Here is a 15,801-nt window from a genome sequence, read left to right as displayed (position 1 = left end):
ATTGGGGTGTCGAGTACTGATGATGAGCAGTTGGCCGAGTTCAAGGACTGGTGGCAGCGTAACGGCAAGCCCCTGGTTACCGGTGGCCTGCTGGCTTTAGTGGTGGTGTTCGGCTGGCAAGCCTGGCACAAGTATCAGGCCAACCAATCCCAAGGCGCCTCGATCCTCTATCAGCAATTGCTGGAAACCACCCTTACGCCGGACGGCAAGCCCGATCCTGCACAGGTGGCTGACCTGGCAAGCAAGCTGAAGAACGAATTTGGCGGCAGTACCTACGCCCAATACGGCAGCCTGTTCGTCGCGAAAGTCGCGGTCGATACCGGCAAGCTGGACGATGCAGCCGCTGAACTGAAGGCCGTCGCCGACAAGCCGACCAACCCGACCCTGGGTGAAATCGCACGTCAGCGCCTGGCCCAGGTATTGGCGGCACAGAACAAGGCCGACGAAGCACTCGAACTGCTCGACGGCGATGCTGACAAGGCATTTGTAGCCACTCGCGAAGAGCTCAAGGGGGACCTGTTGGTCCAATTGGGTCGTACCGACGAAGCCAATGCTGCGTACCAAAAAGCCAAGGCGGCGCTGTCTGATGAAGCGGCGGTCGGTGGCTTACAAATCAAGCTCGACGACTTGGCCAAAGGGGATGCGTGACGTGATCCGTTGGAAACATGCAGCATTGCTGGCTCTGGCCGTTCTGGCCGCGGGTTGCAGCAGCAACAGTAAAAAAGAACTGCCTCCGGCCGAGCTGACCAGCTTCAAGGAAGAAGTCGTCCTGCAAAAGCAATGGAGCCGCTCCATCGGTGACGGCCAGGGCGAAACCTACAACATGTTGGTACCGGCAATCGACGGTGACAACATTGTGGCGGCTGACGTGACCGGCGTGGTGATCTCCATGGATCGCATGAACGGCGACGTGAAATGGAAGAAAGACCTGGAACTGCCTGTGTCCGGCGCCGTAGGCGTGGGTTACGGTCTGGTGATGCTCGGCACGCTCAAGGGCGAAGTCGTGGCGCTGGACTCCAGCACCGGTGAAGAGAAATGGCGCGCTCGCGTGACCAGTGAAGTCCTCGCACCGCCTGCTACCAACGGCGATATCGTCGTGGTGCAAACCCAGGACGACCGTGTGATCGGCCTCGACGCCAGCACCGGCGCACAGCGCTGGTTGTATGACAGCACCCCTGCGGTGTTGACCCTACGCGGTACCAGTGGTCCGGTTGTGACCAACAATCTGGCCGTTGCAGGCCTGTCGACCGGTAAAGTGGTCGCCCTGGACACCCAGAATGGCGTACCTGCGTGGGAAACCCGCGTGGCTATCCCGCAAGGTCGTTCCGAGCTGGATCGCGTCGTGGACATCGACGGCGGCTTGCTGCTGTCGGGTGAAACCCTCTACGTCGCCACTTACCAGGGCCGCGTTGCCGCGCTGGACCTTCAGAGCGGTCGCATCAACTGGCAGCGTGATGCTTCCAGCTACGCGGGTGTCGCCCAAGGGTTTGGCAGCGTCTACGTAAGCCTGGCGTCCGGTACTGTTGAAAGTGTCGACGAGCGTTCCACCACTGCGCTGTGGAGCAATGACTCCCTGGCTCGCCGTCAACTGTCGGCACCGGAAGTGTTCTCCAGCTATGTAGCGGTAGGCGATTTCGAAGGTTACCTGCACCTGCTGAGCCAGGTGGACGGTCGCTTTGTAGGTCGTGAGCGTATCGACAGCGATGGCCTGCGTGCCCGTCCGCTGGTCGTGGGTAACATGCTTTATGTGTTTGGCAACAGCGGCAAGCTGGAAGCCCTGACCATCAAGTAAAGGTTTGACTATGCTTGGGGTTACCCCCAGGCGGCCCTGCTTCATTGCTTACTGTAGGAGCGAGCTTGCTCGCGAAGGACGTCAACGCTGACGCGGTTTTTCCGGATAAACGCGGCGTCCTCAGGTTTTTCGCGAGCAAGCTCGCTCCTACAGGAATCGGTGTCGGGCAGGGTATGTGGCATTTCAAATGCCGCCCCGAGCACCAGCCGCTGCCTTGCAGCGGCTTTTGTATTTTCTGAAATAACGAAGTGGAGAGCCGCATGGTTCCCGTAATCGCCCTGGTGGGCCGACCTAACGTCGGCAAGTCCACCTTGTTCAACCGCCTGACCAGGACTCGCGACGCCATCGTCGGCGACTTGTCTGGTCTGACCCGTGATCGCCAATACGGTGAGGCAAAGTGGCAAGGGCGCTCCTACATTATTGTCGACACCGGTGGTATCTCCGGTGACGAGCATGGCATGGACGAAAAGATGGCCGAGCAGTCGCTGCTGGCCATTGAAGAAGCCGATGTGGTGCTGTTCCTGGTGGATGCCCGTGCGGGCTACACCGCTGCCGACCAGATGATTGGCGAGCACCTGCGCAAGCGCAACAAGCGTTCCTACGTGGTCGCCAACAAGATCGACAACATCGATCCTGAAATGGCCCGCGCCGAATTCAGCCCAATGGGCCTGGGCGACGCGATCCCGATCGCGGGTGCCCACGGTCGCGGTATCACCCAGATGCTGGAAATCGCCCTGCGCGATTTTCCTAAGGATGACGCCGAGGAAGAAGAGGGCGAAGAAGAGATCGTCGCCGAAGGTGAGGAAGCCAAGCGCATTCCTGGCCCGAGTGAAAAAGACGGTATCAAGATCGCCATCATCGGCCGCCCGAACGTCGGCAAGTCGACCCTGGTCAACCGCATGCTCGGTGAAGACCGGGTTATCGTCTACGACCAGCCCGGTACCACCCGCGACAGTATCTACATCCCGTTCGAGCGTAATGACGAGAAGTACACCCTGATCGACACCGCGGGTGTGCGCAAGCGCGGCAAGATCCACGAGGAAGTCGAAAAGTTCTCGGTGGTGAAGACCCTGCAGGCGATCAAAGACGCCAACGTGGTGATCTTCGTGATGGATGCCCGCGAAGGCGTGGTGGATCACGATCTCAACCTGCTGGGCTTCGCCCTGGAAGCCGGTCGGGCACTGGTGATCGCGATCAACAAGTGGGACGGCATGACGCCGAGCGAGCGCGATTTCGTCAAGATCGAGCTGCAACGTCGGCTGTTCTTCGTGGAGTTCGCCGATATCCACTTTATCTCGGCCCTGCACGGCACAGGCGTGGGTAACCTCTACGCCTCGGTACAGAACTCGTTCAAGTCCGCGGTCACCCGTTGGCCAACCAACCGCCTGACCCAGATCCTGGAAGATGCTGTTGGCGAGCACGCGCCGCCGATGGTCAACAACCGCCGGATCAAATTGCGTTACGCCCACTTGGGTGGTGCCAACCCGCCGATTATCGTGATCCACGGTAACCAGATCGAGAAGGTGCCGAAGTCCTACGTGCGTTACCTGGAAAACACCTACCGCCGTGTCTTGAAGCTGGTCGGTACGCCGATCCGCATCGAGTTCAAGGGTGGCGAGAACCCATACGAAGGCAACAAGAACACACTGACCGACCGTCAGGTGAACAAGAAGCGTCGTTTGATGACTCACCACAAGAAGGCCGACAAGAAGCGCCGCGACAAGCGCTGATTTCGTCGTCGAAAAAAGGGCTCTCGACGAGCCCTTTTTTGTGCGCGCAGGTTTGAGCCTTGACCCCATGAGGCTGGCAGCTTAAAACTTGAGGCTCACCTGCAGGGGCCTCCGATGATCAACAGCAAGCTGCCAAATGTCGGCACGACCATTTTCACCACCATGTCGCAACTCGCTGCCGAAACTGGCGCGCTCAACCTGTCCCAGGGCTTTCCCGATTTCAATGGCCCCCAGGCTTTGCTCGATGCCGTGGGCAAACACGTTGCCAGTGGCCACAACCAATACGCACCCATGACCGGCCTGCCGGGCCTGCGTCAGCAAGTGGCGGCCAAAATCGCCCGCAGTTATGGCGCCACGGTCAACGCCGACAGTGAAGTGACCATCACCCCAGGCGCCACGGCGGCCATCTTCTGCGCGATCCAGGCGGTGATTCGCAGCGGCGACGAAGTCATCGTGTTCGACCCGTGCTACGACAGCTATGAACCTTCGGTCGAGCTGGCCGGTGGTCGCTGCGTGCATGTGCAATTGAACCTGAAAGACTTCACCCTCGACTTTGAAAAGATCCAGGCTGCGCTGTCGCCCCGCACGCGCATGATCATCCTTAACACACCGCACAACCCCACTGGCGCGCTGATCAGCCGTGCCGAGCTGGACCTGTTGGCGGCACTGATCCGCGACCGCGATATCTACCTGGTCAGCGATGAGGTCTACGAGCACCTGGTGTTCGATGGCGTGCCCCACATCAGTGTGCTGGCCCACGAAGAGCTGTACTCGCGTGCTTTCGTGGTCAGCTCCTTTGGCAAGACCTACCACGTCACCGGCTGGAAAACCGGCTATGTGGTCGCTCCCCCGGCCCTGACAGCCGAACTGCGCAAGGTGCATCAATACGTCAATTTTTGTGGCGTCACCCCGTTGCAATACGCGCTGGCCGACTTCATGGCTGAACACCCGGAGCACGTCGACGAACTGCCAGCGTTCTACCAGGCCAAGCGCGATCTGTTCTGCGACCTGCTGGCAGCGTCCCGATTCAGCTTTACCCGCGTCACCGGTACCTACTTCCAGCTGGTGGATTACTCCCGTATTCGTCCTGACCTGGATGACGTCGCCATGTCCCTGTGGATGACCCGCGAACACGGCGTGGCAACCATCCCTGTCTCGGTGTTCTACCAGAACCCACCCCAAGGCCAGCGCCTGGTGCGCCTGTGCTTTGCCAAACGCGAGGAGACGCTGCGGCAAGCAGCCGAAAAACTATGCGTGATCTGACTGTATTACCGAACCTGAATATCGCCCTGGTCCAGACCACCCTGGCCTGGCACGACCGCCAGGCGAACCTTGAGCATTTTGATCTGCTGCTGGAACAGGCACGGGGCGCCGACCTGATAGTGCTGCCGGAGATGTTCACCACCGGTTTCTCCATGGACTCACAAACCCTCGCCGAGCCGGAAAACGGCCCCACCCATCACTGGATGCAGGCCCAGGCGGCAAAATACAGTGCGGTGATCACTGGCAGCGTGATCATCCAGGCCGCCGATGGCAGCCACCGCAACCGCCTGTTATGGGCGCGGCCGGATGGCGAGGTGTTGCACTACGACAAGCGCCACTTGTTCCGCATGGCCGGCGAACACCATCACTACACGCCCGGCGAGCGCCAGGTGCAGTTCGAGCTGAAGGGGTGGCGGGTTCGTCCGTTGATTTGCTACGACCTGCGCTTCCCGGTGTGGAGCCGCGATGCCCAGGACACCGACCTGTTGCTGTACACCGCCAACTGGCCGGGAGCGCGGCGTCTGCACTGGAACCGGTTGTTGCCGGCGCGGGCGATCGAGAACCTGTGTTACGTGGCGGCGGTGAATCGGGTGGGTACGGATGGAAAGGGTTTCGCTTATACCGGCGACAGCCAGGTGCTGGACTTCCAGGGTGAGACCTTGCTGAGCGCAGGGGAGGCGGACGGGGTGTTCCAGGTGTGCCTCGATGCAGCTGAACTGGCGGCTTATCGCACGCGGTTCCCGGCGAACCTGGATGCCGATACCTTTGAGTTGGTCTGATAGACCGCTATCGGGGCAAGCCTCCTCCCACACTTTGATTTGTGAATACATTCAAAATGTGGGAGGGGGCTTGCCCCCGATGAGTCCCTGACAGGCCACCCCAATCTGAAACTCAATAAAAAGGCCCCTGGATTCTCACCCAGGGGCCTTCTGCATTACGGCGCTAAGGTTTACGCCGCTTTCGCTTCCAGCTGGCTCAACGAGCGGTTCAGCGCGCTGAACACGGCCTTGAAGCTGGCGGTGGTGATGTTTTCATCAATGCCCACGCCATGCACTGGACGCTCACCGTTCACGCGCAATTCAATGTAGGCCGCTGCCTTGGCATTGGTGCCTGCACCGATCGCGTGTTCGTTGTAGTCCATGATCTCCACCTTGATCGGCAGGGCGGCGACCAGTGCTTCCAGGGTGCCGTAGCCCTTGCCCTGCCAACGCAGGTTGGTTTCGCCCTGGCCTTTGCCCGAGACTTCCACTTCCACGGTGCTGTTGCCGTTCTCTTCCTGCAGGCGATGGCTGACCAGCGCATACGGGGTGTTGGCTTGCAGGTATTCGCGCTGCAGCAAGGCGTAGATCTGCGGTGCGGTCATTTCCAGGCCCACGCGGTCGGTTTCGGCCTGTACCACCTGGCTGAATTCGATCTGCATGCGACGTGGCAGGCTGATGTCGTATTCCTGCTCCAGCAGGTAGGCGATGCCGCCTTTGCCCGACTGGCTGTTCACCCGGATCACTGCCTCGTAGCTGCGGCCGATGTCGGCCGGGTCGATCGGCAAGTACGGCACTTCCCACAATGCGTCGGGTTTCTGCTGGGCGAAGCCCTTGCGGATTGCATCCTGGTGAGAGCCGGAGAACGCGGTATGCACCAGGTCGCCCACATACGGGTGACGTGGGTGTACCTGGATCTGGTTGCACTCTTCGACGACTTTGCGCACGCCGTCGATGTCGGAGAAGTCCAGCTCAGGATTGACGCCCTGGGTGTACAGGTTCAGTGCCACGGTAACCAGGTCGACGTTACCGGTACGTTCGCCGTTGCCAAACAGGCAGCCTTCGACGCGGTCGGCGCCGGCCATCAGGCCCAGCTCGGTGGCGGCGACGCCGGTACCACGGTCGTTGTGGGTGTGCAGGCTGATGATCACGCTGTCACGACGGTTGATATGGCGACCGAACCACTCGATCTGGTCGGCATAGATGTTCGGCGTGGCGCATTCCACAGTGGCTGGCAGGTTGAGGATCATCTTGTGCTCGGGCGTTGGGTTCCACACCTCGATCACGGCATCGCAGACTTCCTTGGCGAACTCCAGCTCAGTGGCGCTGAAGGTCTCCGGGGAGTATTCGAAGGTCCACTGGGTTTCCGGCTGCTGGGCGGCGTATTTGACGAACAGCTTGGCTGCGTTGACGGCGATGGCCTTGATGCCGTCCTTGTCCTGGTTGAACACGATGCGGCGGAACGACGGCGACGTGGCGTTGTACAAGTGCACGATGGCTTTCTTGGCGCCGCGCAGGGATTCGAAGGTGCGTGCGATCAAGTCTTCACGGCCCTGGGTCAGCACCTGGATGGTGGTGTCCTCGGGGATGTGGTTGTCTTCGATCAGGGTGCGCACGAAGTCGAAGTCGGTTTGCGATGCGGCCGGGAACGAGGCTTCGATTTCCTTCACGCCGACAGCGACCAGGGTCTTCCAGAAGCGCAGCTTCTTCACCGCGTCCATCGGTTCGATCAGCGACTGGTTGCCATCGCGCAGGTCGGAACTGCACCAGATCGGCGCGGTGGTGATGGTTTTCGATGGCCAGGTGCGGTCCGGAATATCGATGGTCGGAAACGCGCGGTACTTCGAAGACGGGTCTTTGAGCATGCTCATCGGGAAATCCTTTGTTGTAGGGGCCGAGAAAAGGCGGCCTGCCGTAGAACTGTTTTTGGGGATAAAGCTAAAGACGAGGCAGATCGATTCAGCCTGGCAGTCGTGCGCTGACGAGGCACAGGCTGCGGTGCTGGCGGAGCTGAATGAGGGTGTGAGAGGTTTTCATAAGCCCAACCCTAACCTCAGGGGTGAAAGATGGCAAGCAGTCGATAAAAATTGAGAGAAGTTCTTCTATTGGCGCGTGAAACGAGATTTTATGGTTGGAATCTGTCCTTGGCCTATTTTTAATTGCGCGCCGATTATCGGGCGCGCAATTGAGCCATTCAGGGCTGGAAGGCGCCGATAAAGATCGCCGGATCGACCCTGGCATCGTTGAGGCTGACATTCCAATGCATATGCGGCCCGGTCGCACGGCCCGTCGAGCCCACCTTGCCCACCACTGCGCCGCGTACCAGTTGCTGGCCCACCTTCACGTCGATCTTCGACATATGGCAGAACATGCTGATAAAGCCTTGGCCGTGGTCGACGAACACGGTGTTGCCGTTGAAGAAGTAGTTGCCGACCAGAATCACCTTGCCGTTCGCCGGTGTCTTGATTGGCGTGCCGGCCGGTACGGCAAAGTCCAGGCCGGAATGGGGATTGCGCTCTTCACCATTGAAGAAACGGCGCACCCCGAATTTACTCGACAGCGGGCCGTTCACCGGTTTGTCCAGCACCAGGTTGCTCGGCAGGGTCGGGCTGAAACTGCGGTAGGCCTTGAGTTGCACGGCGAGTTCGGCTTCGATGCGCTTGAGCTGCACCGGGTCGGGGTTGACCTGGCTTTTGTTCTTCAAGGTAATGTGCTGTTCCGGGTATTGCTTGTAGCCGACGATAAACGGCAGGTTGCGCCCGCCACTGCTGATGCGTTCATTGCCCGGCTTGACCGTCAGCGGAATGCCGACAATCGCCAGCCAGTTGTCCTGCTCCTTCACGACCAGTACCGGTTTGCCCTGGTACGTGGCTTTCGGCACGGTGGCTGAAGGGCCGAGTTCGACCACGGCAACCCCGCCCGGCACCGGTTTGTTCAGGGTTCGGGTGATATAGCTGTCGGCTTGGGCGTTAACGGTGAGGCACAGCAGCATCAACAGGCTAAATAGACGTGGCATCGATCAATCCAGAAGCGAAAGGGTAACGGGCGTCAGGTGGTTGTCTTCCACCCGCACTTGCAATTGGCCTTCACCGAGGCGTGCGGTCAGGCGCTGGCCTGTTTGGGTTTGTGCCGCGTTGCGGATGGCCTGGCCGCGCTCGTCCAGCAGGATGCTGTAGCCACGGCCCAGGGTCGCCAGGGGGCTGACCACATGCAGCGTCTGCACCTGGCTTTGCAGTTGCAGGCGGCGCGCCTTGAGCCCCTCGCGCATGGCGCGGGGCAGGCGTTCGGCGAGGCTGTCCAGGCGCTGGCGCAGCAGGGCCAATTGGCGGCCAGGGTGTTGGCCGGCGAGACGGGTTTCCAGGCGGATCAAACGTTCGCGACGGGTATTGAGGCTGCGTTCGAAGGCGCGGCGCAGGCGCATGTCCAGGTCATCCAGGCGCTGTGCCTGCTGGCGTAGACGCTCGCCGGGGTGGCGCAGGCGACGGGCCATGCCTTCCAGGCGCAGGCGGTCGTGGGTCAGCCGGTTGCGCATCAGCATCACCAGGCGACGATGCAGGCTTTCGACCTGGCGGACCAGGTTGCTGGCGTCAGGCGCGAGCAGTTCGGCTGCGGCGGAAGGCGTGGGCGCGCGGACGTCAGCCACGAAGTCACTGATGGAGACGTCGGTCTCGTGGCCGACGGCGCTGACGATCGGCGTCACGCAGGCATCAACCGCCCGCGCCACAGCCTCTTCGTTGAAGCACCAGAGGTCTTCCAGCGAACCACCCCCACGGGCCAGGATCAGCGCGTCGAAGCCGCGCGCGTCAGCCAGCTTCAATGCCCGCACAATTTGCGGGATGGCTTCACGGCCCTGCACGGCCGTGGGGATCAGCGTCAATTGCACCTGCGGTGCACGGCGGCGGAACACGCTGATGATGTCGCGGATCACCGCGCCGGTGGGCGAGCTGATAATGCCGATGCGCCGTGGATGGGCCGGCAGCGGCACCTTGCGCTCGGCACTGAACAGGCCCTCGGCGCTGAGTTTCTCCTTCAAGGCATCGAAGGCCAGGCGCAGCGCGCCGTCACCCGCCGGCTCCACCGTGTCGAGGATCAGCTGGTAATCGCCACGGCCCTCGAACAACGAGACCTTGCCGCGCACCTTGACCGCCAAGCCGTCTTTCAACGCCTGGCGCACCCGTGCGGCATTGTTGCGAAACAATGCGCAACGCACCTGGGCGCTGCTGTCCTTGAGGGTGAAATACACATGGCCGGAGGCCGGACGGGCGAGGTTGGAGATTTCGCCTTCGACCCAGATATTGGTGAACACGTCCTCCAGCAACACCCGCGCGCGGCCGTTGAGTTGGCTGACAGTCAGGACTTCGCGGTCCAGGCCCAGACGGGCAAAGGGATCTTTAATCATGGGCGGCAGTTTATAGGCATTCGTGCAAGGTTTGACAGAATTGCTCCACCAGCGCGCTCGGCGCCTGGGGGCAGGCCAGCGCCACGGTACTCAGGCAGTCCGGGTCGGCCAGGGGTAAAAAGTGCAGACTGGCCGGGGCGATGTCTTGCATGGACTCTGGTAGCAGGGCAATCCCGAAGCCGGCCTGGATCAACTGCAACTGCGTGGTTTTGCGCGACATCACCCGCGCGGCCTTGGGGAAAAATCCGGCGCGCATGCACAGCTCGGCGGAGAGATAGCTCAGGCCGCCGCGCTGGGGGTGGGGGATCGAGATAAACGCCTCATCCTTGAGCTGGGCCAGGTCGACGGCCTCGTCATTGCGCGCCAATGGGTGATTCGGCGGTACCGCCAGGAGCAATCGCTCGGTATATAAAGGCACGACGCGCACCCCTTCACGTTGGCGCAACACCGGCAAGCGCAACAGGCCGACGTCCAGGCGACCGTCGGCGATGTCCTCCAGCTGCGCTTCGGAGGACAGTTTGGCGATATCCATCGACACGCCAGGGCAGCGTTCCAGCCAGGTGCTGATGCCTTGCAACAGCGCACCGTTCATCGGCACGGTGCTCGAATGGCTCAGGCGCAGGGTGCCGAGCTGGCCGTTACCGACCTGGGTCGCCAGGTTACTGGCCTTGTGCAGTTCGCCCAGCAGGTTGCGTGCCCGTGGGTAAAAGGCTTCGCCGGCGGCCGTCAGCTTGGGCTGGCGCGCAGTGCGTTCGAACAGTGGGGTTTGCAGCTGGGTTTCCAGTGCCTTGATCTGCCTGCTCAGGGCCGATTGCGCGATGAACAGGCGCTCGGCGGCGGCGCTGAAACTGCCGCTGTCGGCGATCTCGACGAAGTAGCGCAGTTGGCGAGTGGAAATCACATGTCATGCCTTTTCGAGATGGGTGAGTGGCTTTGAAGATATTAGTCGCAACCCTCGCGGATGGCTAAAGTGATAGCCATCTCTTTCAAGGAATAACCCATGGGCCCGATTGAGCTGATGAGTCAGTGGTCGTTTGGCGGCGTTGATTGGCTGGTGATCGGCCTGGGTACCGCGGTGGCCTATATCGTGTTTGGCATTGCCGGCTTCGGTACGGCACTGGTGGCGGGGCCGATCCTGATTGTGTTTATGCCACTGTCGAAGATCATTCCGTTGCTGGTGCTACTGGATTTTGTCGCGGCGTTCGGCAACCTCCTGCAATCGCGACGTGAGGTGAACAAGCCGGAGTTATTGCGACTGCTGCCGTGCATGGCGATTGGCTGCACCCTGGGCGTGGTGTTTTTGCTCAACCTGCATTCCGATCTGTTGTTGCTGTTGATGGGGCTGTTTATCAGCGCCTACGCAATCTACAGCCTGGCGGTGAAAGCCCGGCCGGCGCAGCTGGCGGCGGGGTGGTCGATACCCATGGGCACGGTCGGCGGTCTGTTTGGCGCGCTGTTCGGCAGTGGCGGCTTTTTATATGCGATCTACCTGAACAGTCGTTTACCCAAGGACGCGGCCCGTGCCACTCAGAGTGCGCTGATCAGTTGCAGCACGGTGGTGCGCCTGAGCCTGTTCCTGATTGCTGGGGTGTACGCCGACTTGCCGCTGTTGATGTTGGCGTTGTGCCTGCTGCCGGCGATGGTCCTGGGGCTGTGGTGCGGGCGTCGGCTGACGATGCGTATGTCGCGCGAGGCGTTTGTGCGGTTGGTGACCTGGCTGGTGCTGGCCAGTGGGATTGCTTTGATCGGACGGTATTTGAGTACTTGACCTGATTTCTTCAGGGATTAAGCTGCCGTCCTCCCGGGCGTCATCGCGGGCAAGCCCGGCTCCCACAGTTGATTGCGTTCCAATGTGGGAGCCGGGCTTGCCCGCGATGAGGCCAGAAGCCACACCGCAGGACTCTCATGAACTCCCAAAGCATCCTTGTCCCGAAAATCTCCACCTTGCCGGTCCACGAACCGCGCGCACGGGCGATCGTGCGCTGGCTGGTGCGCAAGAACATCGTCAAGGAAGAGCTGACCACTTGCGGGCGCACCGGCAACCGCATGGCCTATGCCTTGGCCGACGGCGCCCGCGCGGTGGTGTTGCATCCCGAGGCGCTGCCGTTCAACGAGCCGGTCAATGGGTTGGAAATCATCTATAAGCGCTGCATCTATACCCCCGCCAAGGGGTTTCTCGAAGAGGCCGGCTGCCCGGAATGCCTCAAGGAAGTCGGCGAGGCGCTCTTCGAAAGCCTGGAAGACTGGATGCCTGGCCACACCGACAACTTCACCTGTCCGTTGTGTGGGCATGAAGATGACATCAATGGCTTTTTATTCCTCCAGGAATGTGGGTTTTCCAACCTCGGGTTCATCTTCAACAACTGGGCGGAGGCGGGGTTCAAGCAGAGCTTTATCGATGAATTCGCCGACTGGTTGGATCAGAAGATGAGTTGGGTCAAAGTCGAGTTGTAGCCCTTCTATCACTATTCCCAAATATGTCAGAGTTTTACATTGAGACCTGGGGGGTGTCTGAGTATAATGGCGCGCTTCCATTTTCCCGCTCGGGAGCCCCCGCGATGCTGCGTATCAGCCAAGAAGCTCTGACATTCGACGACATTCTCCTAGTGCCCGGTTATTCCGAGGTACTTCCTAACGAAGTCAGTCTCAAGACCCGCCTAACCCGTGGCATCGAGCTGAATATTCCCCTGGTTTCCGCTGCCATGGACACCGTCACCGAAGCCCGTCTGGCCATTGCCATGGCTCAGGAAGGCGGCATCGGCATCATCCACAAGAACATGACCATCGAGCAGCAAGCTGCCGAAGTGCGCAAGGTCAAGCGTTACGAAGCCGGTGTGGTGAAAGATCCAATCACCATCGAAGCCGACGCCACCGTGCGCGACCTGTTCGACCTGACCCGCCTGCACAACATCTCCGGCGTTCCGGTGCTGCATGATGGCGACCTGGTCGGCATCGTCACCTCCCGTGACGTGCGTTTCGAGAACCGTCTTGAAGTCACCGTCCGCGAAGTGATGACGCCCAAAGAGCGTCTGGTCACGGTCAAGGAAGGCGCCGACAAGAACGATGTGCGCGAACTGCTGCACAAGCACCGCATCGAGCGCGTGCTGATTGTCGACGACAAATTCGCCCTCAAAGGCATGATGACCGTCAACGACATCGAAAAAGCCAAGGCTTACCCGCTGGCCAGCAAGGACGACCAAGGTCGCCTGCGCGTTGGCGCTGCGGTCGGTACCGGTAAAGACACCGGCGACCGTGTAGCGGCCCTGGTTGCGGCCGGTGTTGACGTGGTGGTGGTCGACACTGCCCACGGTCACTCCAAAGGCGTGATCGACCGCGTTCGTTGGGTCAAGCAGAACTTCCCTGAAGTGCAGGTTATCGGCGGCAACATCGCCACCGGCGCTGCCGCCAAGGCCTTGGCCGAAGCGGGCGCGGATGCCGTCAAGGTCGGTATCGGCCCTGGTTCGATCTGCACCACGCGTATCGTCGCCGGTGTGGGCGTGCCGCAAATCAGCGCCATCGCCAACGTCGCTGCAGCCCTTGAAGGTACTGGCGTTCCATTGATCGCCGACGGCGGCATCCGTTTCTCCGGTGACCTGTCCAAGGCCATCGTTGCCGGTGCTTCCTGCGTGATGATGGGCTCGATGTTCGCCGGTACCGAAGAAGCGCCAGGTGAGATCGAACTGTTCCAGGGCCGTTCGTACAAGGCTTACCGTGGCATGGGTTCGCTGGGCGCCATGTCCCAGGCGCAAGGTTCTTCCGATCGTTACTTCCAGGATTCCTCGGCAGGCGCCGAGAAGCTTGTACCGGAAGGCATCGAAGGCCGTGTTCCCTACAAGGGCACCCTGAGCGCCATCATCCATCAACTGATGGGCGGCCTGCGCTCCTCGATGGGCTACACCGGTAGCGCCAACATCGAAGAAATGCGCACCAAGCCTGAGTTCGTGCGGATCACCGGTGCCGGCATGGCCGAATCCCACGTCCACGACGTGCAGATCACCAAGGAAGCGCCAAACTACCGCGTAGGTTGATGCTTCCAGCAAATAGTTAAGTAACCGGGGCTGTCTTATTCAGCCCCGAGTTGTTTCTGATTCATTAGACGAGACTGATCTCATGGCCCTCGACATTCACGCCCACCGTATCCTGATCCTCGATTTCGGTTCCCAGTACACCCAACTGATCGCCCGCCGCGTGCGTGAAATCGGTGTGTACTGTGAACTGCATCCGTTCGACATGGATGACGAAGCGATTCGCGAATTCGCACCGAAAGGCGTCATCCTCGCCGGTGGCCCCGAGTCCGTGCACGAAGCCAACAGCCCGCGCTGCCCACAAGCCGTATTCGACCTGGGCGTGCCCGTGTTCGGTATCTGCTATGGCATGCAGACCATGGCCGAGCAACTGGGTGGCAAGGTTGAAGGTTCCGAGTTGCGTGAGTTCGGTTACGCCCGTGTCGACGTGGTCGGCAAGAGCCGACTGCTGGACGGCATTGAAGACCACATCGACGCCGACGGCCTGTTCGGCCTCGACGTATGGATGAGCCACGGTGACAAGGTCACCAAGATGCCGCAGGACTTCCACATCCTGGCGAGCACCCCAAGTTGCCCGATCGCTGGCATGTTCAGTGACGAGCGTCGTTACTACGGCGTGCAGTTCCACCCGGAAGTGACCCACACCAAGCAAGGCGGCCGCATCCTGTCGCGCTTCATCCTCGACATCTGCGAGTGTGAAGCCCTGTGGACACCGTCGAAAATCGCTGAAGACGCTATCGCCCAGGTGCGCGCCCAGGTCGGCACCGACAACGTCCTGCTGGGCTTGTCCGGCGGCGTTGACTCTTCCGTGGTTGCCGCGCTGCTGCACAAGGCCATCGGTGACCAACTGACCTGCGTGTTTGTCGACAACGGCCTGCTGCGCCTGCACGAAGGTGAGCAAGTGATGGCCATGTTCGCTGAGAACATGGGCGTCAAGGTGATCCGCGCCAACGCTGAAGATCAATTCTTGAACAACCTGGCCGGCGAGTCCGACCCGGAGAAGAAGCGCAAGATCATCGGTCGCACCTTCATCGACGTATTCGATGCCCAGTCCAACAAACTGGACAACATCAAGTACCTCGCCCAGGGCACCATCTACCCCGACGTGATCGAATCGGCCGGCGCCAAGAGCGGCAAGGCCCACGTGATCAAGTCCCACCACAACGTGGGTGGCCTGCCTGAGGAAATGAACCTCAAGCTGGTAGAACCGCTGCGTGAACTGTTCAAGGACGAAGTCCGCCGCCTCGGCCTGGAACTGGGCCTGCCGTACGACATGGTCTACCGCCACCCATTCCCAGGCCCGGGCCTGGGCGTGCGGATCCTCGGTGAAGTGAAGAAGGAATACGCCGACCTGCTGCGTCGCGCCGACCACATCTTCATCGAAGAACTGCGCAAGGCCGACTGGTACCACAAGGTCAGCCAGGCATTCGTGGTGTTCCAGCCGGTGAAATCGGTTGGCGTGGTCGGCGACGGCCGTCGTTACGCATGGGTCGTGGCCCTGCGTGCCGTGGAAACCATCGACTTCATGACCGCTCGTTGGGCACACCTGCCGTACGAACTGCTGGAAACTGTCAGCGGCCGTATCATCAATGAGATCGAAGGCATCTCGCGCGTGACGTATGACGTGTCGAGCAAGCCGCCGGCGACGATTGAGTGGGAATGATGGGACGTCCGGCATTGTCCGGCACCAACTAGCAAGAAGTGCCCTGGAGCCCGCGTAAATGCGGGCTTTTGGTTTTTTGGGTCTGGCAAATTCTGGCAGCTTTGTGCATCGCCAAGCACCGTGTTTGTATGGCATGGTACAGGGCATTGACTGAGCCAAATGCCATGTTCG

The 15,801-nt window shown here is 60.7% G+C and carries 13 protein-coding genes; 9 read left to right on the top strand and 4 right to left on the bottom strand.

Features of this window, described 5'->3' with window-relative positions; translation table 11 throughout:
- Positions 1-6: 6 nt before the first annotated feature.
- The 5 genes from AB7933_RS28005 to AB7933_RS27985 all read left to right on the top strand — a co-directional run bounded on the left by AB7933_RS28005 (position 7) and on the right by AB7933_RS27985 (position 5,564).
- Positions 7-648, top strand: a complete 642-nt coding sequence (locus AB7933_RS28005) for a YfgM family protein (RefSeq protein WP_305452419.1) — start codon at positions 7-9, stop codon at positions 646-648.
- Positions 641-1,792, top strand: coding sequence for an outer membrane protein assembly factor BamB (bamB, locus tag AB7933_RS28000; protein ID WP_024077286.1), 1,152 nt, complete (start codon positions 641-643; stop codon positions 1,790-1,792). The genes AB7933_RS28005 and bamB overlap by 8 nt, the downstream gene beginning before the upstream one ends.
- Before the next feature lie 260 nt (positions 1,793-2,052).
- The gene (der, locus tag AB7933_RS27995; RefSeq protein ID WP_041161016.1) at positions 2,053-3,522 is read left to right on the top strand and encodes a ribosome biogenesis GTPase Der; all 1,470 of its coding nucleotides are present in this window, start codon (positions 2,053-2,055) and stop codon (positions 3,520-3,522) included.
- A 114-nt stretch (positions 3,523-3,636) separates the two neighbouring features.
- Positions 3,637-4,785 (top strand): pyridoxal phosphate-dependent aminotransferase, encoded by a 1,149-nt coding sequence (locus tag AB7933_RS27990; RefSeq protein ID WP_024077283.1) that lies wholly within the window; start codon positions 3,637-3,639, stop codon positions 4,783-4,785.
- Positions 4,773-5,564 (top strand): amidohydrolase, encoded by a 792-nt coding sequence (locus AB7933_RS27985; protein WP_024077282.1) that lies wholly within the window; start codon positions 4,773-4,775, stop codon positions 5,562-5,564. Before AB7933_RS27990 ends, AB7933_RS27985 begins: the two co-directional genes overlap by 13 nt.
- 170 nt (positions 5,565-5,734) lie before the next feature.
- On the opposite strand, the gene leuA is transcribed toward AB7933_RS27985, so the two are convergent.
- The 4 genes from leuA to AB7933_RS27965 form a co-directional block, all read right to left on the bottom strand.
- Positions 5,735-7,414 carry a 2-isopropylmalate synthase gene (leuA, locus tag AB7933_RS27980; protein WP_024077281.1) on the bottom strand — a complete coding sequence of 560 codons (1,680 nt, stop codon included), beginning with the start codon at positions 7,412-7,414 and terminating at the stop codon, positions 5,735-5,737.
- 323 nt (positions 7,415-7,737) lie between these two features.
- Positions 7,738-8,559 (bottom strand): peptidoglycan DD-metalloendopeptidase family protein, encoded by an 822-nt coding sequence (locus AB7933_RS27975; protein WP_024077279.1) that lies wholly within the window; start codon positions 8,557-8,559, stop codon positions 7,738-7,740.
- 3 nt (positions 8,560-8,562) lie between these two features.
- Positions 8,563-9,942 (bottom strand): exodeoxyribonuclease VII large subunit, encoded by a 1,380-nt coding sequence (gene xseA, locus AB7933_RS27970; protein ID WP_024077278.1) that lies wholly within the window; start codon positions 9,940-9,942, stop codon positions 8,563-8,565.
- 10 nt (positions 9,943-9,952) lie between these two features.
- A complete protein-coding gene (locus AB7933_RS27965) occupies positions 9,953-10,843 on the bottom strand; it encodes a LysR family transcriptional regulator (protein ID WP_024077277.1) in 891 nt (296 codons plus the stop codon).
- Positions 10,844-10,942: 99 nt separating this feature from the next.
- On the opposite strand from AB7933_RS27965, the gene AB7933_RS27960 reads away from it, so the two are divergent.
- The 4 genes from AB7933_RS27960 (at position 10,943) to guaA (ending at position 15,630) form a co-directional block, all read left to right on the top strand.
- Entirely contained in the window at positions 10,943-11,710 is a 768-nt protein-coding gene (locus AB7933_RS27960) for a sulfite exporter TauE/SafE family protein (protein WP_024077276.1), read from the top strand.
- A 137-nt stretch (positions 11,711-11,847) separates the two neighbouring features.
- Positions 11,848-12,396: a hypothetical protein gene (locus AB7933_RS27955; RefSeq protein ID WP_024077275.1), complete on the top strand. Its 549-nt coding sequence runs from the start codon at positions 11,848-11,850 to the stop codon at positions 12,394-12,396.
- A gap of 104 nt (positions 12,397-12,500) precedes the next feature.
- Complete coding sequence (gene guaB, locus AB7933_RS27950; protein ID WP_017530001.1) at positions 12,501-13,970, top strand: IMP dehydrogenase; 1,470 nt, start codon at positions 12,501-12,503, stop codon at positions 13,968-13,970.
- 82 nt (positions 13,971-14,052) lie between these two features.
- The gene (guaA, locus tag AB7933_RS27945; RefSeq protein ID WP_024077274.1) at positions 14,053-15,630 is read left to right on the top strand and encodes a glutamine-hydrolyzing GMP synthase; all 1,578 of its coding nucleotides are present in this window, start codon (positions 14,053-14,055) and stop codon (positions 15,628-15,630) included.
- Positions 15,631-15,801: the final 171 nt, after the last annotated feature.

This window comes from Pseudomonas gorinensis (assembly GCF_042015035.1).
Lineage (GTDB): Bacteria > Pseudomonadota > Gammaproteobacteria > Pseudomonadales > Pseudomonadaceae > Aquipseudomonas > Aquipseudomonas gorinensis.
This window is presented reverse-complemented; position numbering and strand designations above follow the sequence as displayed.